Annotated in this window: 18 protein-coding genes; 12 read left to right on the forward strand and 6 right to left on the reverse strand. The window is 62.1% G+C overall.

Annotation, left to right across the window (positions count from 1 at the left end):
* Positions 1 to 14: 14 nt before the first annotated feature.
* The 4 genes from ACLKOZ_RS19245 to ACLKOZ_RS19260 all read right to left on the reverse strand — a co-directional run bounded on the left by ACLKOZ_RS19245 (position 15) and on the right by ACLKOZ_RS19260 (position 5,708).
* Positions 15 to 2,666 carry a heparinase II/III domain-containing protein gene (locus ACLKOZ_RS19245; RefSeq protein ID WP_436477473.1) on the reverse strand — a complete coding sequence of 884 codons (2,652 nt, stop codon included), beginning with the start codon at positions 2,664 to 2,666 and terminating at the stop codon, positions 15 to 17.
* Between the two features lie 94 nt (positions 2,667 to 2,760).
* A complete protein-coding gene (gene wecB / locus ACLKOZ_RS19250; RefSeq protein WP_436477475.1) occupies positions 2,761 to 3,903 on the reverse strand; it encodes a non-hydrolyzing UDP-N-acetylglucosamine 2-epimerase in 1,143 nt (380 codons plus the stop codon).
* A 495-nt stretch (positions 3,904 to 4,398) separates the two neighbouring features.
* On the reverse strand, positions 4,399 to 4,974 hold the full coding sequence (locus ACLKOZ_RS19255; RefSeq protein WP_436477477.1) for a YdcF family protein: 576 nt from the start codon (positions 4,972 to 4,974) through the stop codon (positions 4,399 to 4,401).
* A gap of 230 nt (positions 4,975 to 5,204) precedes the next feature.
* Positions 5,205 to 5,708: a DUF3515 domain-containing protein gene (locus tag ACLKOZ_RS19260; protein WP_436477479.1), complete on the reverse strand. Its 504-nt coding sequence runs from the start codon at positions 5,706 to 5,708 to the stop codon at positions 5,205 to 5,207.
* Between the two features lie 183 nt (positions 5,709 to 5,891).
* On the opposite strand from ACLKOZ_RS19260, the gene ACLKOZ_RS19265 reads away from it, so the two are divergent.
* From ACLKOZ_RS19265 to rsmD, 7 genes are all read left to right on the forward strand, one after another.
* Positions 5,892 to 8,480, forward strand: coding sequence for a hypothetical protein (locus tag ACLKOZ_RS19265; protein ID WP_436477481.1), 2,589 nt, complete (start codon positions 5,892 to 5,894; stop codon positions 8,478 to 8,480).
* 613 nt (positions 8,481 to 9,093) lie between these two features.
* On the forward strand, positions 9,094 to 9,861 hold the full coding sequence (locus ACLKOZ_RS19270; RefSeq protein ID WP_436477482.1) for a hypothetical protein: 768 nt from the start codon (positions 9,094 to 9,096) through the stop codon (positions 9,859 to 9,861).
* Positions 9,862 to 9,978: 117 nt separating this feature from the next.
* Positions 9,979 to 11,349 carry a hypothetical protein gene (locus ACLKOZ_RS19275; protein ID WP_436477484.1) on the forward strand — a complete coding sequence of 457 codons (1,371 nt, stop codon included), beginning with the start codon at positions 9,979 to 9,981 and terminating at the stop codon, positions 11,347 to 11,349.
* Between the two features lie 130 nt (positions 11,350 to 11,479).
* Positions 11,480 to 12,535, forward strand: a complete 1,056-nt coding sequence (locus ACLKOZ_RS19280; RefSeq protein ID WP_436477558.1) for a thiamine-phosphate kinase — start codon at positions 11,480 to 11,482, stop codon at positions 12,533 to 12,535.
* Between the two features lie 22 nt (positions 12,536 to 12,557).
* Positions 12,558 to 13,580 carry a DAK2 domain-containing protein gene (locus ACLKOZ_RS19285; protein WP_337348917.1) on the forward strand — a complete coding sequence of 341 codons (1,023 nt, stop codon included), beginning with the start codon at positions 12,558 to 12,560 and terminating at the stop codon, positions 13,578 to 13,580.
* A complete protein-coding gene (locus ACLKOZ_RS19290) occupies positions 13,570 to 15,837 on the forward strand; it encodes an ATP-dependent DNA helicase RecG (protein WP_436477486.1) in 2,268 nt (755 codons plus the stop codon). The genes ACLKOZ_RS19285 and ACLKOZ_RS19290 overlap by 11 nt, the downstream gene beginning before the upstream one ends.
* A 54-nt stretch (positions 15,838 to 15,891) precedes the next feature.
* On the forward strand, positions 15,892 to 16,518 hold the full coding sequence (gene rsmD, locus ACLKOZ_RS19295) for a 16S rRNA (guanine(966)-N(2))-methyltransferase RsmD (RefSeq protein ID WP_337348915.1): 627 nt from the start codon (positions 15,892 to 15,894) through the stop codon (positions 16,516 to 16,518).
* A gap of 31 nt (positions 16,519 to 16,549) precedes the next feature.
* Here rsmD and ACLKOZ_RS19300 read toward each other — a convergent pair whose 3' ends face one another.
* Together ACLKOZ_RS19300 and ACLKOZ_RS19305 are read right to left on the reverse strand one after the other, a co-directional pair.
* A complete protein-coding gene (locus ACLKOZ_RS19300; protein WP_436477488.1) occupies positions 16,550 to 17,338 on the reverse strand; it encodes a spermidine synthase in 789 nt (262 codons plus the stop codon).
* On the reverse strand, positions 17,338 to 18,567 hold the full coding sequence (locus ACLKOZ_RS19305; RefSeq protein WP_436477490.1) for an aminotransferase class I/II-fold pyridoxal phosphate-dependent enzyme: 1,230 nt from the start codon (positions 18,565 to 18,567) through the stop codon (positions 17,338 to 17,340). The genes ACLKOZ_RS19300 and ACLKOZ_RS19305 overlap by 1 nt, the downstream gene beginning before the upstream one ends.
* A 43-nt stretch (positions 18,568 to 18,610) precedes the next feature.
* Here ACLKOZ_RS19305 and coaD point away from each other — a divergent pair, with 43 nt between their 5' ends.
* The 5 genes from coaD (at position 18,611) to mutM (ending at position 21,684) form a co-directional block, all read left to right on the forward strand.
* The gene (coaD, locus tag ACLKOZ_RS19310) at positions 18,611 to 19,111 is read left to right on the forward strand and encodes a pantetheine-phosphate adenylyltransferase (RefSeq protein WP_337348912.1); all 501 of its coding nucleotides are present in this window, start codon (positions 18,611 to 18,613) and stop codon (positions 19,109 to 19,111) included.
* Between the two features lie 123 nt (positions 19,112 to 19,234).
* Entirely contained in the window at positions 19,235 to 19,759 is a 525-nt protein-coding gene (locus ACLKOZ_RS19315; RefSeq protein ID WP_337348911.1) for a YceD family protein, read from the forward strand.
* A 36-nt stretch (positions 19,760 to 19,795) separates the two neighbouring features.
* Complete coding sequence (gene rpmF, locus ACLKOZ_RS19320) at positions 19,796 to 19,999, forward strand: 50S ribosomal protein L32 (RefSeq protein WP_009356569.1); 204 nt, start codon at positions 19,796 to 19,798, stop codon at positions 19,997 to 19,999.
* A 21-nt stretch (positions 20,000 to 20,020) separates the two neighbouring features.
* Positions 20,021 to 20,749, forward strand: coding sequence for a ribonuclease III (gene rnc / locus ACLKOZ_RS19325; RefSeq protein ID WP_337348910.1), 729 nt, complete (start codon positions 20,021 to 20,023; stop codon positions 20,747 to 20,749).
* 8 nt (positions 20,750 to 20,757) lie between these two features.
* Positions 20,758 to 21,684, forward strand: a complete 927-nt coding sequence (gene mutM / locus ACLKOZ_RS19330; protein WP_436477494.1) for a bifunctional DNA-formamidopyrimidine glycosylase/DNA-(apurinic or apyrimidinic site) lyase — start codon at positions 20,758 to 20,760, stop codon at positions 21,682 to 21,684.
* Positions 21,685 to 22,223 lie beyond the last annotated feature (539 nt).

A 22,223-nucleotide genomic window follows, 5' to 3' on the forward strand; every position in this document is an offset into this window, starting at 1 on the left:
TGACCGTGGAGCTGTCAGGGGAGCGTCACCCACGGCGTGGTGAAAGCGCGAACGATGTCGTCCTCGGGGTTTCTCACGAATACCCTGGCCCGATACCGACCGGCGGGCATTTCGTTCCATAGCGCGCTGCTGTCAGAGCCGTAAGGGGTCCGCGCAACAGGCTCGGAGCCACAGTACAGGCGGGATGCAAGCTCCCAACCGGCTGGCATAAGGACATCAAGGCTTAGCGCTGCCGAATCGATGTCGGATCGCCGGAAAACAAACGGGACTGCCCCGTCGCCTGCTTCAGCAATCTCATGTTGAATCCTCGAAGTGAGGAACTGCCGGTAAACAGCTCCGATTTCGGCGTGGGGAAGGCCCGGTAGAACTGTGACGTCCAGGCGCTTATGTTGGCTCTCAGCGTACGATTTCAGCGGCAGCACGTGATTCTTGTAGTGATGGTCTGCCTCGCCCACAAGAATTGACAGTCGAGTCGTCTCGAGCATGTCGTCGATGGCCTCAAAGACGACCGCATCGAGAGCTCTTACCGAGCCCGCGCTGGTGTCGCCCATTATGAATCCAAGTATGTTGGGGTGCGGCCCCTGGAGGAACGAGCCGATCTTGACCTGTGGTGCTCCGGCGATTATGCGTCCAGCCCCGGCTGCAATGCCATGCAGTATGGCTGCGCTGCCACCCTTGGACGAACCCGCGGTTATGAGGTCCTTGGCGGTGAGCCCAAGGTGGTCCAGTTCACGAGCAATTAGGGCTTGTGTGGCGTCAAAAATCGCTATGTCCCCGTGGTCAGCTAAGTAATAGGATCCCTGGTCTCCGAAGTCGTCAAGGATGTACAGGGCATGGACACCGGAGGTGTCAACGGATTTTTTGTAGTTGAAAGTGAAGTCACCCGGCTGGTGGATGGCAGTAAAGACGACGGCGAGCTTGCTTTGCCCCGCCAATGAGCTTGCCGGTACCGAAAGGTAGTTCAAACCCACGCTTCCGCTGCTGCGACGCCAGCCATTCGAACTGTCGTTCAGTCCTCGGTCGAGATAGTTAAAATCTGCGAAACGGATGCGGGTTTGAAGCTGAGCACGGTTGCCATCGAACGAGATTTTAATGACCGGAGCCGGCACGGCTTCGCCGAAGCGCGGAAATCTCCAACCGAGGGGCTTAGGCCGTTCTTCTCCTTTGTGGAGTGAAACCTTGGTGGGGACATTCGCATCAAATTGGAGATCCATGACCTTCCGGCCATCGTGGAACAACTCAAAGCCCTGCCCGTGGACGACTGCTTCAACATCAGTGCCGAGATTCCAGAGGAGTTCGTAGGTGTGTTCTTCCTGACTTTCAATTATGTCCGAGACATCAATGTGCGGAGTTCCTTCTCGCTCCTCAATGCTGACGGTCCTGGAATGAGATGTATCCCGCCACCGTTGCGTGCGCCCAGTGACGCGGAAACCATCCTCGCGCACCTCATCCGCCTCCAGAGTGGTGAGGTGAGCTGACGCGTCGGTACGCGGCAGGGAGATGCCGTCAACAACGATGCAGTTGTGTGCGTAGGACGAGTAGCCGTACTTGGTCAGTGGATCCTTGTAGTCGTAGCCGTACGGTCCAGCCTCAGACAGCAGATCAATTCCGCCGCTGCGTAGAAACAGACTCAGGTCGTCGGAATGTTTGTGGTAGTTCGCGTTATACGCTGCGCTGAAAAAGGCGAAGGTTGCTTGGGGATCTCCCCATGAGCTTCGATAGATCGCATATCCGGAGTCGGGCAAGACCAAAGTTCTTTGTAAGGGCTTTGAGCCTAGACGTCCAGCGGACGCAGCATAGGCAAATTCCTCACTGTCAAAGATATTCTGCCTGGCCGCGCGAATCTCCAGTTGCTGGGTGGTATCGCTGATTGGCGGATACATTCCGTTCGGCATCGCTGCGTGCGTCGCATACATGGCTGCATTCCGAAGCAGCGACCTGTAGTAGTCAGCATGAGCGTGCCCCGTCTGGGACAGAATTTCCAGTACGCCGTAGACGTACTTGGACACCATCAGGTGATAGGTCGGAGTATTTTCGATGTGAACACCGTCCGAAGTGAACGATGTCGAGAAGTATGAATACAACCTCGACGTAGCCGTCTCAAAGAACCCCTCGCGCTCCTCCGGCGAGGCGAAGTCGCACATCACCGAAAAATACAGCAGAGAGATGTCCTGGAACATTCCGTGGTTGTTGCCGGTGGCATGGAATTCGTCCGTCGCCAGCAGACGAGCGGTTTCCAAGGCCAGAGCCGAAAGCCAACTGTAGTCGTCGCTGGTTACGAGTTCCCTGAGCCGCAGGAGCAGCGCAGTCAGTTGGATAAGCCGCTGGGCCGTGGTCTCGTCATGATGCGAGACCTCGGGGATCCGCGTGCCATCTCCGTAGTTTTCTGCCCAATTGCGGAGGACCCCCAAGGCGAAAGCCGCATAGTCCGGGGACGCGTGCGGATCACTGAGGACTGTCCCGTGCCAGTCCGAGAAGAATAGGAAGCCGTGAACAAATCGCGCCTGCGAACGTTTCGTTGTGTCATCCCAGATTTCGCCACGGTTGAAGGCTAGATTTCCGAATCTGGTGCTTACAATTTCTCCGTTATTGAAGAACTCTTCCGCGCGCGATCGAGCCGTATCATCCGCGGCGTAGGGAAGTTGGCGTGCTACAGCTTCCCGCATGAGGTCAAAATTAATCGGCACTAAAAGTTCTCCAGTCTCTACCCCGGTCCAAATGCATGAAGCCCGGCAATAGGGCCGCCGGGCTTCTTGTGTGTCACAGACCGAATTCGGCGATCCTGTCTCCGACCTTTAGCAGATGCGCCACCGCCGCGACGGTGCGTTCAGATGCTTTACCATCCCCGTAGGGATTAACTGCGTTGGCCATGGAATTGAAGTGGGTCTGATCGTGCAGGAGCCGGTCAACCTCCTTGAAGATACGTTCTTCGTCGGTTCCGATCAGAGTCACCGTTCCGGCGTCGACCGCCTCGGGACGTTCGGTGTTATCCCGCATCACCAGAACAGGCTTGCCGAGACTCGGTGCTTCTTCCTGCACTCCGCCCGAATCTGTCAGGACGATGTGCGCCAAAGAGAGCATACGGGTAAATTCGCCATAAGCGAGGGGTTCCGTGACAATGACATTCGGCTTGCCTTCGAGCGCGGGCAGCACCGCTTCGCGCACAACGGGATTTTTGTGCGCCGGCAAAACGATCATCAGGTCAGGCTCCGCGTCCGCAATACGAGCCAAAGCCCGGCCCACTCCGCGCATCGCGTCTCCTTGATTCTCACGCCGATGAGTGGTCACCAGCAGAATCTTGCGGCCACTGCACGCGAGTTCTTCGAGCTGAGGGTCAGTAAAAGGGATCTGTTTGCCGACGGTGGTCAGGAGTGCATCAATGACCGAGTTGCCGGTGACCACAATGTCGCTGGCGTCAATGCCTTCGGCGAGGAGGTTGGCCCGGCTGACACTGGTCGGAGCAAGGTGGAGACTGGCAATTTGGCTCGTTATCTTGCGGTTGGCCTCTTCGGGGAACGGCGAAAAGAGGTCGCCACTCCGAAGCCCGGCCTCGACGTGCACAACGGGGATGCCGTGATAAAAGGCGGCGATGGCGCCCGCAGTGGACGTCGTCGTGTCGCCCTGGACGAGGACTGCGTCAGGCTTCTTCTCGGCGAAGAGTTGGTCCAAGCCGTCGATGGTCCGCGTCATGATTGCGGAGAGCGATTGCCGCTGCTTCAGGATATTCAGGTCATGATCCGGCACGATGCCGAACAGTTCGTTAACCTGGTCCAGCATCTCGCGATGCTGGCCGGTGACGGTCACAACGCAGTTAAAAATGTCTGACTCATGGAATGCAGCGACGATCGGAGCCATCTTGATAGCCTCCGGTCTGGTACCGAAGATAGGCATGATGCTGGGCATAGATATTCCCCCGAAAATTGTGGACGTCGGCGATAATGCTACGGGAACAGCCCGTAATTCGCTGCATCGGAGTCTCCTGCATTACCGAAGATGGACCATGGGCATCGCCCCATTTCAAGCTTGTTCTCCTTAGCCCGCAAGAATCAAGGCAAACAGCAGTAAGGGAATGCTGATTGTGACAAACATCACGACGAACAATGCAACGGCCCGTTTGCGTCCAAATGCCCGGACTCGGGCCGACACGGTTCCACCCTGCCGGTAGGGTTCGCGGGCACGGGACGCCGGCTGCGGCAACGGATCCAGACCGCGGACTAGTAGAGCGTCCGGTATGTCGGGGTGAAAGTTCCGTCTTCTCAAATGGCGCGGAGCGGCGATCAAGGGCGGAGCGTCCTCAGATTCCTCCATAGTTTGCTCCTCCTCACGTGCTCGGGCTATGGCTGTTGGAGTGCATCAACCAAACTGCCGATGACTCAACCGACACCGTCAATTCTTGCATCACTGGCTCTTGGGCGTGCACTCCGGGTGTAGATTCACGTCAATCAGGCCGCCGGTTTCGATCACAAAACGACGCAGCCATTGGAAGGAATCGAGGTCGGGTTTGGAAGCCACCATGTTCACTTTGGCGTCAGTGCATTGTTGGATGAGCGTTCCTGATCTGGGCAGGTGATAGGAGGAAGTAACCACGGCTATGGAGGTCCAGCCATTGGCTTTTACCAACTTCCCGATCACCTCCGCCTCTCCGCGTGTGTCCATACCAACGGGACGGAAACAGATCAACGACGAACTGGGGAAGGAAGTACCCCGGCAAAAGTTATCCGCAGAGACGTTGCCCGGGGTATCCGTCCAGGACACAACCAAAACCGGTTCCCCCGCGTCCGCGGCGAAGCTTTGGGCAACGGGCAGGCGTTCCTCGCTGCTGCCGCCCAGAACGATGACCGCATCAACCCGGGGTGCAGGCGACCCCGGCGAGTTGAAGCAAAACAGAAACAAGCATGCGGTGAACCACAGAGCAAACAGACCAAAGAGGGTGCCGGCAAGAATCTTCACGGCGATGGTCCCCTTCAGCTGCACTCTGCAAGTCTATGCGCCGGTGCGGTGTTGGGATGTCAACCCATGCGATAGCGTAGGGCTGTGCCTGAAGAACAGTTGACCGTCGCTTCGTAGCCGACAGCGGCGTAGTGCTTCACCGTGACCCCGCGACTGAAACCTTTGGCGGAAAGCCCAGAGGGAACGGGCTGCTGGGTTCCGGAGCCGGTATGTCGCCGGGACGGTGGTGTTCCGGTGGCCGGGCTCATCGGGACCTACTGGGTGGACGGCAGGTTCTTCAGCTCTTCCTGCCCGACGCAGTTCCCTGTGGCGGGGATCTTTGCCGCCGCGGCCGACAAGTCAGCAAGGACTGTCGCGGAACTAACGGCCTCCTGATCCTTGGTCAGGAGGATTTCGGTGGCTGGTTCGCGGCCGAAGGTAGTCAGGGTCCACGCGGTGTCCCCCTCCTTGATGACCCAATCCACGCCGTTGACGCTGACGCAGCGGTCCGTCGTCGGTCCCGGAACGTTGACGCCACAACGCAGGATCACTTGCGAGGGGTCGCCCCACGCAGCGGTTGCCTGGCTGTTTGTTTTCCGCAGGCCCGCGTCCCCGATGGCATCAGGCAGTGCCACCATCATGGGTGCGCAGGCGGGGTTGGCTGCGTCCTGCGCCGCGGTAACATCCACTACCGGGGAACACGCCGCCAAGCAGAGTCCCACAGCGATAACGGCCACTACTGCACCGGAAGCCCTGCTGTACGCCGTCGGGATGGGCATGGCTGGTGCGGGTAAAGGGGCGGGGCGCATCAACCCATCATCTCCATTTACCGTTTGCTGCGCCAATCCTTGGATTCGCCTAATCAAAGGCTTGGATCAGTTTTTGCGCAGGTATCCCCGCGATGCCCGTGGTTCCCCTAGGATGACTGCATCACTTCTGGTCTCACCCCTAAGCGAGCACTCTTGAATATTCTGCGTCGGACGGCCCTGGCCGTGTCCGTTATCGTGCTGTCGTCAGCCCTTCCCCAGTTCGCGTTTGCGGCGCCGGCTGATCTGTCCGTGCCGGCGGGCGTTTCCGCTGTGGCGGATCCGGGTCCTGTGCCGGTGGACGACTTTGTCCGCCCCGACGTTCCTCCACGGCACATCGAATCGGAATACACGTATGTTGACCAGCCGCTGGCGGGGACCATCAAGACGACCCTCGTGACGGTGAAGCTTGCCGACAAAACGGTAGAGGAGACCAACGCTGCCGTTCCCATGGCGGCCGCCCAGGCTTCCCTGAGTGCGGCAAGCGCGTACTGGTCAACGCAGACTGTGGGCAGGGTGAACATGTCGCTGATCAAGGCCGAGACGGCCCGGCCGTCGGCGGCGCGCTCCACCCAGTCGCCCAACGAAATCGTTGACATCGTCTCGCGCGAGCTGGGATGGACGCAGACGTCCTACACCGCGCTGGTGATGTACATTCCGGGCGCCTATCTGACCAATGGCGCCGCCGGTATGGCTTTCAGCAACGGGTCGGTGGGCGGCCGGATCATCATGCCCCAGAACGGCAGGCTTAGCACGCCGGTCCTGACACATGAATTCGGACACGCTCTGGGGCTTGACCACGCGAACAGCCTCCAGTGCGGCAGCGGGATCTCCGACGTCGCCCCGGGACCGTACGGGGGATTCGCGGATTCGTCATGCAGCATCAAAACCTATGGCGACAACCTGGATGTCATGGGCATCTCGCACTACGACTTCATGCCGGCCATTGGTGCCCCGTTTTGGGAGATGGGACGCTTCGGCAACGGCAACGAGATTGCCGACGCCGGCACTGTCACCGCAACAAAGTCACTGACGCTTAAGCCGTGGGCCGGGACGGGTGCAGCCCGCGCCGCCAAGTTCACAGACCCGAAATCGGGCGAGGTCTACTACCTGGAACTGAGGGCACCCGTCGGATACGACGTGGGCAAGGCCATTGGCGGGAACCGGGGCGTGAAGATCTCGCAGCAGGGTTCGGGAAACTCGTCCATATTGCTGCCTCCTTCGACTTTTCCCATCAGCGGCAACTACAGCTCCACCCAGGCGTGGCAGGCCGGCACAACCTTCAAGACCCATGCGGGGACGAAGGTGACCATAGATTCGGTGAGTGACACCTCGGCGACCGTGACGCTCCGTCCTCCGGGCGCGCCGGGTATCGGCGCTATCGATGCCGTAGAGCTGCAGCGTGACAGCACGGCGGTGAAGCTGGTGGTGCGGGGCTGGGCATACGATGGTGCCAAACCGGCGGAATCAAGCGATGTGCACGTCTACCTGAAGACACCTGACGGAGTGGAGCGCAGCTACGCAGTGCCGGCGAACCAGCCGCGGCCGGACGTTAACAGCGTGATGCAGGTGACCGGTCAGCATGGTTACTCCAAGACTTTTGACGTCACCGCGGCCGGACCGTACCGGGTGTGCGTGTACGCGATGGGAAGCGTCGAAAACACATACCTTGGCTGCAGGACGGTGACAGCGGAGGCGTCGCCGCCGCCGCTGGGTGTGTTTGACTCATTCAGCTACGCCGTGGAATCCGGAAAGGGTGTTCTCAAGGCTCGGGGCTGGGCTTTCGATGCCGGCGCTTCCTCTGCCAGCATCCCCGTGCACATTTATCTCAGCGGCCCCAGCGGCCAGAGTGCCCACGCACTGACTGCGAACGGCTCCCGCCCGGACGTCAACTCCGTGTTTTCGATTTCCGGAGCCCATGGATTCAGCCTGAGCACGCCGGTGACACAGGGCGGCCGTTATACCGCGTGTGCCTATGGCCTCTTTGTCGCCCCGCTCTCGCAAGGCAACAGCCTCCTTGGTTGCAAGGAAATCCTGGTGCCGGCGACTCCAGCGCCTGTCGGATTCGTGGATAGCGTCTCCCTGCGCAAGGTTGACACGAAAGCCTACCTGTCGGTCGCCGGTTGGACGGCAGACCTTGGCTCCCCGCTGGCCTCCATCCCAGTGCATGTCTACGTCACGGCACCCGATGGAAGCGTCAAAGGCCAGGCATTCACCTCGGATCGTCTGCGGGTCGACGTGAACGGGGCACTCGGAATCACGGGCAACCACGGCTTTGACTCACTTGTTGAAATTCGTGGTGCGGGTACTTACCGCGTGTGCGCCTACGGAATCTCTGTCAGCCCCATGGCGGAAGGCAACAGCCTCCTGGGGTGCCGGAGCATTGACGTTCCTGCGACACCAGCCCCTGTTGGCGTGCTTGACTCGGTTGTAGTTGAGTCCGGAGTTGCCGGAGCCGTCCTTGTCTCCAAAGGCTGGGCGTACGACCCGGCCTTCGATTCTGCCAGCACACCCGTGCACGCGTACGTGACGGCCCCGGACGGCACCACCCGGGGTCTCGCCTTCACCGCCGATGTCCCCAGGCCAGATGTAAACAAAGTGATGGCAGTGTCGGGAAACCATGGATACACAATTTCCATCCCCCTGGGCCTGCGCGGCAAATACACTGTCTGCACATGGGGGCTGGCCGTGTCATCCCTCTCTGCTGGAGTCACCCAGTTGGGTTGCAGGGCTATAAACTACTGACCAAATGACTAAAACAATTCACGGATTTCCCCCTGCCGATATGGCTGCGCAGGAGACCGCTTCGACGCCCGTCCCAGCGACCCGGGTTACCAAAGCCTTAGCTTGGGGTTGTGCCGTGGCGGTCACTAGTTTGGTCACATGGTGGCGCCTACCCGCCACAACGCGGCAGACAGTCTGGGCTGAAGACGGTGGTGTCTTTCTGCGGGACGTCCTGAGCAACGGGCACTTGCGTAGCATTCCACTGCCCTACGACGGCTATCTCCACGTCGTTCCGCGGATCCTGGCGAGCATAGCGCACGCGGCGGTCCGACTCGACGGATACGCGGTGGCGACATCGTTTCTCAGCTGCCTGGTGGTTGCGCTCGTCTCTGTGGGCGTCTTCCACCTTTCCCGCTCTTTGACTGGGTCGGTGCCAGTACGCCTTGTCCTGGCCGCAATCCCTGTGTTGCTGCCCGTGGGACCTCAAGAAGTGCTTGGCAACGCAGCTAACCTGCATTGGTACCTGCTATGGCTGGCGCCTTGGTTGCTGCTCTATAGACCAAAATCGCGTCTTGGGTCCGCCGCCATGTTTACAGTGGCCTTGGCGACGGCCACCAGTGAAATCATCACGGGCATGTTCTTACCCCTCGCTGTCTGGGCAGCCGTGAAGCGCCGTCATTTTGCAGCACCTGCGGGACTGCTGCTGGGGGTGTGTCTGCAGGTCTTTACAGCCCTGACCAAGCCCAGGTTCAGCGGAGCATCGCCCACCGATGCTGCTGACCCCTGGTCTGTCGTTCTCGGGTTCGGACTGTTGCCCATCGGCTCCATCTGGCACGCGGACAGCCGCACTCTGGCATCCAATATCGTAATGTTCGGAGCCTGGTCATCGGTTATCCCGGCCTTACTGCTTCTCGGGTTGCTCGCCTACACGCTGATAACAGGGCGGTCCGGCTTGAAGATTGCCGCGGCCGGCGCCTTTGCCGCTTCCGCCCTTTGTTGGACCGCCTCGGTCGTCCTCAGCGGAAACACGATGTTCACCTACGCCATGTACACGGAAGCGGATTGGGCCACTGGGTTTGGCTACATACGGTATGCCGCGGCCCCCGCCATGTTTCTCCTCGTGCTTCTGCCACTGGCTTTGGCAGCGGCCCAGGAACGAGGCCACATCGGACGCGGTACTGCCACAGCAGTTGCGGGAATGTTCGTCGCGTTCCTCCTTGTTAGCTACTTCCCGGCTACAACGGTGCGTCAGCTTGGCCCCGAGTGGGCCGCAGGCGTTGGCGCGGCCCGCTCCGCGTGTGAAAACGACCCCAACCTCACAGCGGCACCAGCCTCCACCGCTCCTGCCGCCTGGAAGTTTGCCCAAGTGCAAATTCCCTGTCAGGAACTGCGCACGCCGTGAATTGAATGTCCAGCCACCGGGTAGTTCTGGTCGGCTTGTCGAACTAGTGGGTCCGTCCCGTAAGATTCCAGAGGCTGAACTCGCCAGCCTCTGCCCTAGCCAACTACTACGGAAAACATGACCATACAAATTGACAGGCCTCCCGCGCGACGCGTGGCCAAACCGCGGACGGCGCCAACGTTTCTGCTCCGGCACGGCGTCCGGATGGCCGCCCTGGGCGGCGCAATCGTTGTTCTGACTTTCGTTCTGTGGCTGCGGCTCCCGGAGGTGACCCGTGGCACCTTGTGGGCTGAAGACGCGGCTGTGTTCCTGCGGGAAACCGTGTCCCTCGGTTCATTCAGGAGCATTCCCGAGCCGTATTCCGGTTACCTTCACGTAGTTCCCAGGGTAATTTCCGGTGTGGCCTATAACGTTGCGCCCATCGATTACTACGGAACGATGATGTCGTTGCTGAGCTGCATGGTCGTCGCAGGTATCTCAGTAGCTGTGTTTTTCCTGTCCCGCGCGCTGGTGCAGCCCTGGCCCCTCCGCCTGATGCTCGCCATCATTCCCGGCTTCCTACCCGTTGGTCCCCTGGAAGTCCTTGGTAATGCGGCAAACCTCCACTGGTTCCTGCTGTTCCTCTCCCCATGGCTACTGCTGTACGAGCCGAGCAGGCTGTACGCCAAGGCACTCCTCCTGGTTGCTGCCCTGGCTACGGCCACCAGCGAAATCATCACCGGATTGTTTCTGCCACTCGCGATTTGGGCAATCTTCTGGCGCAAGAACTTCTGGGCTCCTGCGGGGCTTATCCTGGGCGTGGCACTCCAGCTACTGGTGACCTCCGCAGTCCCGAGGTACGGAACGCCGGTGCCCCAACAAGAAGAATCGATAGAGCCCCTTTCCGTACTCTATGGTTTCGTCCTGCAAGGGATCGGCTCCCTCTGGGAGTCCGATCATCGGACAGTTGCCTCGGCTATCGTGGCTTTTGGTGGCTTCGCGATGGTGATCCCGGTACTTCTCGTGGCGGGCGTCCTCTGCTATATCCTGATTTTTGGCCGTTGGCGATGGAAAATAACCGCAGCGTATGCCTTCGGAGCTGCCGTAGCGTGCTGGACAGCGGCCATCGTTGTGAACGCACAGCCGGCCTTTGAATACGCCGATTTCACCGTAGACGACTGGCTGGGCAGGTTCTACTTTTTCCGGTACGCGGCCGCGCCGTCAATGTTTCTCCTTACTCTTGCTCCCATTGCCTGTCTTGTTGTTGCTGAACGATCCAAGGGCCGATGGAAACCAGGGTTGGCGGCCCCCGCTCTGATGCTGGCGTTCCTGCTGATTAACTATCTTCCGCCCACCACCACCCGACAAGTGGGGCCTACCTGGAACATGGGGGTGGACGCTGCCCGTGCGGCGTGCGTATCCGACAACACGTTGAGCGCTGCAAGCGTCCATGCTGCTCCAGCGGGCTGGCACTGGGAAGCTCCGTGCACGTTATTGCTTGGGCGTTGAGCCTTAGAGCGACAGGATGGGCCACACGGCACCGGCAACGAATGTCGGTGCTGCGCTGTAGCGTAGTGGCGTGCCTGTAAATGCTGTGCCTGGGAATGCCCCCACCGAAAAAGCCCTGCCTGAAAAGGCATTGCCCGAAGAAGCTGCGCCTCAGAAAGCCGCCCCTGGAGAGGCCGTGACTGTCGCGGAACTGTCCGAGTCCGATCTTCTGACCCGGATATTCCCCCGGCTGGCGATGGACAGCCGCCATGCCGCTGCCACGCTGTTGGGTCCGGGGGACGACGCCGCGATCGTTGCCGCCCCGGACGGCCGGACGGTCATCAGCATCGACACCCAGGTGCAGGACCAGGACTTCCGGCTTCAGTGGCCCAACGGGTACCGCACCACCGGCTTTGACGTGGGCTGGAAGGCTGCTGCCCAAAACCTCAGCGATATCAATGCCATGGGCGCCACAGCAACGTCCATGGTGGTCAGCCTCACCCTTCCGCGGGACACCCCGGTCAGTTGGGTGGAGGATCTTGCCGATGGCCTGGCAGCCGGAATCCGGAAGCTGGGCGCCGACTCCTGTTCTGTTGCCGGCGGTGACCTCGGCCGTGGCCGGGAGATTTCGGTCAGTGTCGCTGTGCTGGGCACCCTGAGCGGCGGATCGCCGGTGCTGAGATCTGGAGCCTGCCCCGGCGATGTGCTGGCACTTGCCGGTACGGTGGGGCGGGCGGCGGCTGGGCTCGCCCTCCTGGAGTCGGACGCAGGCATAGAGTCCCTGGCTCCGGAACAGCGCAAACTGGTGGCACTTCAGTGCCGGCCGGTGCCTCCTCTTGCCGCAGGTCCGCTGGCACGGTCAGGCGGCGCAACGGCGATGCTGGATATCTCCGATGGGCTCCTCCGGGACGGGGCCCGCCTCGCCCGCTCCAGCGGCGTCGTCCTGGACCTGGATCCGCAGGCGCTTCGCCAACTGTCCGAAGGGCTGGAACCGGCGTCGGACCTTCTCAATGCTGACCCCATGGAGTGGGTGCTGGCCGGAGGAGAAGACCACGGACTCCTGGCCACATTCCCTCCCGGCGTTCAGGTGCCTCCCGGATTCACTGCGATAGGCTCAGTACAAGCCTTGGGAGAAAGCGAAAGCCCGGGCATCAAAATTGCAGGCCACGCCGCGGACACCGGGGGATGGGATCACTTTGCACACTAAGGTTGCCGCCAACGCGCAAGCGATGAAGCGGTGGTTGGGCAAGGCTGAAACGGCTCTTGGCAACCACAGCGACCGCCTTAACGCCATCAATATCTTCCCCGTGGCGGACGGTGATACCGGCACCAACCTCTATCTCACAGTCCGGGCGGCCTCCCGCGCGCTCCAAGGCGTCGGGCCGGGCAACGGCAGCACCAGCCTGGATTCCCGGCAGCCGGACGCCGGACAGGCGGACGTCGGAGCTGTCCTGGCAATGGCCGGACAGGCGGCCTTGGAGCAGGCAAGGGGCAATTCGGGCACACTCTTTTCCGTCTTTCTGTGCGCAGCCGCGGAGCCGCTGGCCGGCCACACCAGGCTGACGTCCACCCTGCTTGCCGCCGCCCTCAACCGGGCACAGATCAGGGCCTGGTCAGCATTGAGCGACCCCGTCCCCGGGACCATGCTCTCAGTTATGGAAGCTGCCGCCCGTGCTGCTGCCGCGGTGGATGCCGGTCAAAACGGTGACGACAGCAACCACGCTCTTGGCTTGTCGCTGGACGCCGCGGTTGAGGGCGCCCTGGCGGCAGTTATCCGCACGGAGGACCAGCTGGACGCCCTGCAGGCGGCGCACGTCGTGGACGCCGGCGGTGTGGGAATGCTCCTCATCCTGGATTGCCTCCGATCCGCCGTCCTGGGGGAGGAACTGCAAAGCGAGCTCCTTGACGGGCTGCACGGCTACGACGTCCAGGACCCTCATATTCACACCAGCATGCCTGACGACGACGGCGTGGAAGTCATGTGCACCATCAGCCTCTCGCCGCTCAACGCGGCCACCCTGCGGCAGCGGCTCGATGAGATCGGCGAGTCCGTAATCATGAGCCAGGTGGGTTCTTCGGCTGAGGCTGACGGCAATTACCGCTGGCGCGTCCACGTCCACGTACCGGATGCAGAACTGGCGGTCCGGCTCATCCGTTCCTTGGGGGATCCCACGCAGATCACGGTCAGCGAGCTCGCCCTGCCGAGAGACCCTGACACCGACCCGGTGAACTCCAGTGGGCATGAACGCTGAATTCGACTTTGACCTAGGACGCCTCGTCGGCAGACGCTCCGCCGGCGTCATCGAGAAACACCTTGGCCTGAATACCGTCGGTGCCTTGCTGAACTACTTTCCCCGGCGGTACCTGGACCGGGGCGAGCTGACCCCTATCAGCGAGGTTCCCCTGGATGAGGACGTCACTCTGATAGCCCGGGTGGTGTCCAACAGCACCCGTTCCATGAAGGCACGCCGCGGCACCATTACCGACGTCGTGATTTCCGACGACGACGGAACGCCGGGGCTCCGGCTGGTCGGGGGCAGCGATTACCGCGGCAAAGTCCCAGGCACGCTCAAGGTCAGCTTCTTCAACGGTTACCGCGCCAAGGCTGAGCTGCTGCAGGGGCGGCGGGCACTGTTCTCCGGCAAAGTCACTCGCTACGGTGGCTTGTTGGGGCTCACGAATCCCGATTTCCTTTTGCTGGACGAGGACCCCTTCACGCAGGGGAAGGACCCGGAGTCGCTGGCCCTGATGCCCATTCCGGTCTATCCGGCCACGGGCAAACTCACCAGCTGGGCCATCCAGAAAGTTGTGCGGGCATTGCTCGAAACGGCCGACCTCGACGCGCTGCCGGACCCAATTCCGCCTGCTGTTGCGGCACGGGAAAAGTTCCTGCCGGTCGCTGAGGCATACCGGCTGATCCACGCACCGGAATCCACGGCGGACTGGCAGCGTGCCCGGGATCGGTTCCGCTACCAGGAAGCGCTGGTCCTGCAGTCGGCATTGGCCAGGCGCCGGGCCCAGTTGGCCGCCGAAGAGGCCACCGCCCGGCGTCCTGTCCCGGACGGCCTTCTCGCTGCCTTCGACCGGCAACTCCCGTTTACCCTGACTGCCGGCCAGGCCTCCATCGGCAAGACACTCTCAACCGAACTTGCCCAGGACGGCCCCATGAACAGGCTCCTGCAGGGCGAGGTGGGTTCGGGCAAGACCGTCGTTGCACTCCGGGCCATGCTGCAGGTGGTCGACGCCGGGGGCCAGGCAGCCCTCCTCGCCCCCACCGAAGTCCTCGCCGCCCAGCACTTCGAATCGATCAGGCGCACCTTGGGCCCGCTGTCCCGGGACGGGCTTCTTGGCGGATTGGGCAGCGACGCCGTCCAGGTAACGCTCCTGACTGGATCCATGCCCACTGCGGCCCGCAAGCAGGCCATGCTGGACGCGGCCTCCGGTACGGCCGGGATCGTCATCGGCACCCACGCCCTGCTCAGCGGCAACGTGTCCTTCTATGATCTCGGCCTGATCGTCGTGGACGAGCAGCACCGGTTTGGCGTCGAGCAACGGGATGCCTTGCGGGCGAAGGCAAGCAAACCGCCCCACCTGCTGGTCATGACAGCCACCCCCATTCCCCGAACCGTGGCAATGACAGTTTTTGGGGACCTCGAAACGTCTGTGCTTGATGAGCTGCCCGCGGGCCGGGCCCCCATCTCCACCCACGTGGTGGGCCTCGCCGAGAACCCGGGCTGGGTAGGCCGCATTTGGTCCCGGTCGCGGGAGGAGATCGACGCCGGGCACCAGGTTTATGTTGTCTGCCCCAAAATCGGGACTGACGACGACGGCGACTTCAGTCCCGGAGAAGCGGAACCAACTGCGGCGGACCTGGAAGAGGGCGGCGCGGCGCGCGAGCTCGCATCGGTGACGTCCGTCGTCGAGCAGCTCCAGCAGGAGCCGGCCTTGGCTGGCGTGCCCTTGGCTCCGCTTCACGGGCGCCAGGACCCTGGGGTGAAGTCGGCGGCCATGGCTGATTTCACGGCCAACCGGACCAAGCTTTTGGTCTCCACCACAGTCATTGAGGTGGGCGTCGATGTCCACAATGCAACCCTCATGGTGATCCTCGACGCCGACCGTTTCGGTATTTCCCAACTCCACCAGCTCCGTGGGCGTGTGGGCCGCGGCGGGCATCCCGGCACGTGCCTCCTGGTGACGGCCCTGGAGCCCGGCCATCCAAGCCGTCGCCGGCTGGACGCAGTGGCCGCCACCACTGATGGTTTTGAACTCTCCCAGGAAGACTTGAAGCTGAGGCGTGAAGGGGACATCCTTGGCGCCTCACAGTCAGGTGTCCGGTCCACGCTGAAACTCCTCAGAGTGCTGGAGCATGAGGACGTCATAGCAAAGGCACGGGAGGACGCCCAGAAGATCGTGGGTTCGGATCCGTCCCTTCAGCAGCATCCGCAGCTGGCGCACGCCATCGATGGATACCTCAATCCCGAAAAGGAGGCGTTCCTTGAACGCGGATAACGCGGATAACGCGGCGACAGCCGGCACGGCGGCGCGGAACAGGAAGTGCCCGGCATGAGCAGGATCATCGCGGGAGCTGCCGGTGGCACGCCCTTGGTCAGTGTTCCCGGGTCACTGACCAGGCCCACGACGGACCGGGTCAAGGAAGCCCTGTTTTCACGGCTGGATGCCTTCGATGTCATCTCCGGCGCGCGGGTCCTTGACCTGTACGCCGGCTCAGGGTCGCTCGGTGTGGAGAGCGGCAGCAGGGGCGCCGGAACCGTTGACCTTGTCGAATTCGATGCCAAGGCGAGCGGTGTGTGCCAGCGCAACGCGGACCTGGTCAACGGCGTCGTGGGGCGCAAAGTCGTCACCGTGCACCGATCCAGGGTGGAGTCGTTCCTGGAGCGCGCCACACTTGACGACAACTGGGACCTGGTCTTCCTGGATCCGCCCTACCCGCTGGACGAGCCGGCCCTGTCCGCCGTGCTGGCCAAGCTCAATGCGCACCTTGCGCCGGCCGCCGTTGTGGTGGTCGAACGCTCGTCGCGGTCGCCGGAACCAGGTTGGCCGGTGGGAATGGAACGTTTTGCCGAGAAGAAGTACGGGGAGACGCGCCTCTGGTTCGCGGAGCCTTCGGTTCCGGACGCGATTCAGGTCGAGGAAGAACTTGACGAGCACGCAGACGCTGGCGGCAATTGAAAGCCGGTGGTCAAAGTCCGGTCACTGAAACTCAGCCTGCGAGGCCGTCCAGTTCAACGCCCGCCAGCACTTTGGCCGGGTGAGGTCCCCGCGCCGTCAGTTCCACGGACCAGTTCCGGGGCCATGGGAATTGTGTGCCGGCGAGGATGATGTTGCCCGGGTAGCGGCCAGCGAACATCCCGGCCTCGGCGAAGGCCGCGACATCCTCCATTGCCCGGCGAAGGGCAGCGGCCTGGCTGCGCACCAGGGTGAGTCCGGGTTCGTCCCCCACGTTGACGATCAGCAGGCCGTTTGCTGTGAGCCGTGCGCGGGCCTCCTCGTAGAACCCGGTACAGGCGATGTGCTCCGGGGCGTCCGGTCCGGAGAAAATATCCAGGATAATGACGTCGAACCGCAGCTCCGGCGCCAGTCCGGCCAGGGCGTCACGGGCGTCGGCGATCACAGGATGCAGGTCCGTCCCGTCCGGCAGCGGCAGCTGTTGAAGGACGAAATCCAGCAGCTCGCGCTCCAATTCAACGGCATACTGGACGGATCCTGGCCTTGTGGCCTGGATGTAGCGGGCCAGGGTCAGGGCGCCGGCCCCAAGATGGAGCGCCCTGATCGGCTGCCCCTCCGGAGCTGCCAGATCCACCAGGTGGCCGATCCGGCGTAAGTACTCGTAGAAGATTTCCTCGGGATGGTCCACATTGACGTGGGACTGCTCGGCACCGCCAATGCTCAGGATGTATGCGCCATCGATGAGGTGGTCCGCTTCGATGGAGGCATGTTGACCCGTGGTTCGCAGGAATCTGGTGGCCGCATGCCGGCCGTCCGCAGGCATCAGAGCCTTCCGCTGAGGCTGGCCAGCCGTGCCGCGGCCTCTTCCAGGACTTCCACTTTCTTGCAGAACGCGAATCGGAGCAGGCTGCGTGTCCGTTCAGCGCCGTCGGGGTGGCAGAAGACTGGCACCGGGATTGCCGCCACTCCTACGAGTGCGGGAAGCCGGCGCGCAAGGTCCACCGAGTCTTTGATGCCCAGCGGGTCGGTGTCCACGTTCACGAAGTAGGTGCCCTGCGGGGTGAAGACTTCGAAACCGGCCGCACGGAGCCCCTCACTGAGGATGTCGCGCTTGTGACGCAGCGTGGCAGAAACTCCGGCGTAGAAATCATCCGGAAGGGCCAGTGCCGTTGCGATCGCCGCCTGGAACGGCGTCCCCGAGCTGTACGTCAGGAACTGTTTCACGGTACGGACGGCGGACACCAGACGCTCCGGTCCGGTCAGCCAACCGATTTTCCAGCCAGTAAACGAGAAGGTCTTGCCTGCGGAGGAGATGGTCAACGTCCGCTCCGCAGCCCCGGGCAGTGTGGCGACCGGAATGTGGCTCACGCCAAACGTCAGGTGTTCGTACACCTCATCGGTGATGATCAGGCAGTCATGCTTCGTGGCAAGATCGACGACCCGCTGAAGCACCTCCAGCGGGAAAACGGCACCCGTGGGATTGTGCGGATTGTTGAGCAGCACCACACGCGTGCGGTGGCTGAAGGCCGCTTCGAGGGCGGCCATATCCGGGAGGAAGTCAGGGGCGAGCAACGGAGCAGTCACGTGGGTGGCCCCGGACAGCCCGATCATGGCGCCGTACGAGTCATAGAAGGGCTCGAACGTCAGCACCTCGTCGCCCGGACCGGTCAGGGCCAGCAATGAAGCGGCAATACCCTCGGTGGCTCCCGTCGTGACGATGACCTCCGTCTGAGGGTCCGGGGCCAAGCCGTAAAACCGTTCCTGGTGGGCCGCGACGGCCTCACGAAGTTCAACGGTGCCCTTCCCCGGAGCATACTGGTTTGCGCCGGCGCCGATGGCTGCCTGCGCGGCAGCCCGGATCTCTGCCGGCCCGTCCTCGTCCGGGAACCCCTGGCCCAGGTTTATCGCGCCGGTCTGCAGGGCGAGCGTGGTCATCTCTTCAAAGATGGTGACCCCCAGCTGGCCGTCCTGTCCGAGCAGGTTGGCCCCGAGGGCTGCGCGCTGCCACGGAGCAGGTGCGGTGGGTAGAAAAAGGTCCCGTGGTGGATGCATTCAGTCATGGTATCCCGGCGTCCGAATGCGGTAGGTTCGGTGCATGAGACGCGCTGTCTGCCCAGGATCCTTTGACCCCATCCACAACGGCCATCTCGAGGTAATCGCCCGGGCGGCCGGCCTCTTTGACGAGGTCATCGTGGCTGTATCCACCAACTATGCGAAGAAGTATCGGTTCAGTCTTGGGGACCGGATCGACATGGCTCGGGAGACCCTTGCATCCTTGAAGGGGATTGTGGTTGAGCCCGTCGGTGAAGGGTTGTTGGCTGAGTATTGCCGCCAGCGTGGAGTGTCTGCGATTGTGAAGGGACTTCGGTCCTCGTCGGATTTTGACTACGAACTCCCCATGGCCACCATGAACCGCCAGCTCAGCGGAGTCGAAACAGTGTTCCTGCCCGCGGAAGCCCATTACCTGCACCTGTCCTCCACACTCATCAAGGAAGTCGCGTCCCTGGGCGGCAGCGTTTCGGACTATGTGCCGCGCTCGGTGCAAAAAAGGCTGCTGGCTGGCGAGTCTTCGTCCGATCAGCCGCCGAGAGGGTAGGCTAGTCCGGTACTCGGCGGCCTTCGGTGGCCTGGTTTGAGTCCATACGGGTCTTCAGGCTAAGATGGTACGTCGGTCATATGTTCAACAGGAGTTCTCATTAAGCGAGATGCTAGTTCGCCCTTGGCGTTCGACGTCAAGGACCTCGGGCGCAGCCCGGGAAGCATGCGGACACTGAAGGAACATGTACCCGCACCAAGTGATCTTGGTGTGGCGCTCATTGGCGTTCAGGAAGGCTCGGATGTCGAGCTGGATCTGAGGCTTGAGGCCGTACACGAAGGAATTCTGGTATCAGGAACCGCAGTCGCTGCAGTAACGGGCGAATGCGGCCGATGCCTGGATCCCCTTGCGTATGACCTTGAGGTCAATGTGCAAGAACTTTTCTTCTACGAAGGCGTCCTGCTTTCGGATGAAGAAGACGATGAAGAGCAACGTCGAGTCGAGCACGATCTAATCGATCTTGAACCGGTGTTGCGGGACGCAGTTGTAACCATGCTGCCGTTCCAGCCGGTGTGCCGGGAAGACTGCCAGGGCCTTTGTTCCGAATGCGGAGCTCGCCTGGAAGACGAGCCGGGGCACCACCACGAGGTCTTGGATCCTCGCTGGGCTGCCCTAGCTGATATGGCTAAGCCTGACCGGCAAAATTGATTTGTACGTGTTTGTCTAGAGAGAAATGAGTTAGCCGTGGCTGTTCCCAAGCGGAAAATGTCTCGCTCGAATACCCGCGCCCGCCGCTCCCAGTGGAAGGCAACTGCCCCCCACCTGGTGAAGACCGTAGAGAACGGCCAGGTCACCTACAGCCTGCCGCACCAGGCAAAGGTCGTCACCGACTCGGCTGGCACTGCGCTGTTCCTTGAGTACAAGGGACGCAAGGTCGCAGACGTCTAATTGGCCATTCAGGCTGAGATGATGTCTTCAACTGAAGAGCTTCTGAAGCGTCTCGGTGTCTCCATTGACGCCGGGACGCTTCGTCTTGCTCTCACGCACCGTTCCTACGCCTACGAAAACGGCGGAATCCCTACCAACGAGCGGCTGGAATTCCTGGGTGACTCCATCCTGGGCTTCTCCGTCACGGATGCCCTGTACCGGGACAACCCGTCGCTGCCGGAAGGGGACCTGGCGAAACGACGCTCCGCCGTCGTCAGCACACGGGCCCTGGCCGGCATTGGCCGCAGCCTCGGCATTGGCGACTACATCTACCTGGGCCAGGGCGAGAAGCTCACGGAGGGTAAGAACAAGGCCTCCATCCTGGCGGACACCATGGAAGCACTGATCGGTGCCACTTACGTCTCCAACGACATCGAGACCGCGCGCCAACTGGTCATGCGCCTGATTGGTCCACTCCTTAAGGACGCGGCCGCCCTCGGCGCCGGAACGGACTGGAAGACCAGTATCCAGGAATTGGCAGCCAGCAGGCAGCTCGGCAGCATCCACTACGCGGTGGAAGGGGCCGGGCCGGATCACGCCCGCACGTTTACGGCCGTTCTGGAGATCGGCGGCAACGCCTATGGCAAGGGTTCCGGCCATTCCAAGAAGGAAGCCGAGCAGGAGGCCGCCGCCGATGCCTGGCGCGTGCTCTCCGGAGCTTCCCGCACGGAGGCTGCGGACGGCTCCGCGGGCTCCGCTGCCTCCGTCTAGGCTGACCTGTGCCGGAACTCCCGGAAGTGGAAGTAGTCCGCCGCGGACTGGTGAGTTGGGTCCGCGGCCGCAGCATCACCTCAGTTGACGTGCTGGACCCCCGATCCATCCGCCGCCATGCGCTGGGCACGGAGGACTTCGTCGGCAACCTGGAAGGCGCCACAGTGGCGGATGTAGTCCGCCGCGGCAAGTTCCTCTGGATGCCGTTGCTGGATGCAACGATGACTGGCTCTGCGCAGGCCACGCCTGCCATCGCCCTGATGGCCCATCTGGGCATGAGCGGTCAGCTCCTCATGCAGGACACTTCTACACCCGATGAAAAGCACCTCAAAGTCAGGCTCCGGCTCAGTCCGCGCGACGGCACGCCGGAACAGCTCCGTTTTGTGGATCAGCGGATTTTTGGCGGGCTGTTCGTCACCGGCATGGTTCCTACGGACGACGGCGGCCCCGGGGGCCTCGCTGAATCCCCGGTTCCGCTCATCGCCGAGGAGGCATCCCACATTGCCCGCGACCCCCTTGACCCGGCGTTTTCTTTTGAGCTTTTCTTCACCAAGCTCCGCAAACGCAGGACCGGCCTGAAACGCGCCCTGCTGGACCAGGGACTGGTTTCGGGGATCGGCAACATCTACGCGGATGAGGCCCTGTGGCGGGCCAAACTGCACTACGCCCGTCCCACCGACAAGCTGCGGCGGGCCGACGCAGCCAGGCTCGTGGACTGCGCCCGTGAGGTCATGCTGGACGCGCTGGCGGCCGGCGGGACAAGCTTTGATTCGCTGTACGTGAATGTCAACGGCGCCTCAGGTTACTTTGCCCGAGACCTTGAAGTTTATGGGCGTGAGGGCGAGCCCTGTCGTCGCTGCGGAACCCCGATTAAGCGCATGGCCTTCATGAACAGGTCTTCCCATTTTTGCCCGAAATGCCAGCGTTCGCGCTGATTTTGAGCGGGGTGTCCATGGTCGGATCTGAGTGATCGCCGGTAGCCGATTGAACACTCTTAGACACCGCTGGAGCATCAATGTCGTAACGGCGTGCCGAGGAAAAATCTTCGCAGAAAGCTTGAAGTGTCCAACCCGGACGATCGCCGCCAGTGCCCTGCCCGGGACGGCGTCCGAACCCGCTCGACCGATAACATCGGGCATGGGGGACTGACTGCCTGGCCCCACCCGATCGGGTTTACGGCAGCCGGGAGACGACCTCGCCGCGGCCCAATTCCTGTGGTGCCAGGTGAGCTGAGCGTTGGGTACGTTTCCCGCCGGCCGAGCTGCAAGGGCAACCCTCGGTACCGCTCAACGGGATCGTCTTTCCTACCCCCTTTGCTCCAGGGGCTTAGGCGATCGAGTGCTGGATGCCTGCGTCTACGGGGCGTCGGCATAGTTCGCACGCCTTGTCTTCCCAACATGCGCGCGCCCCCGGGAGTATGCCCCTAAGTAATGATGTGATGTGTACCCTGTAATGGCGGGCATTTCTCATCATG

It is taken from the genome of Arthrobacter sp. R4 (assembly GCF_051365025.1).
Taxonomy (GTDB): Bacteria; Actinomycetota; Actinomycetes; order Actinomycetales; family Micrococcaceae; genus Arthrobacter.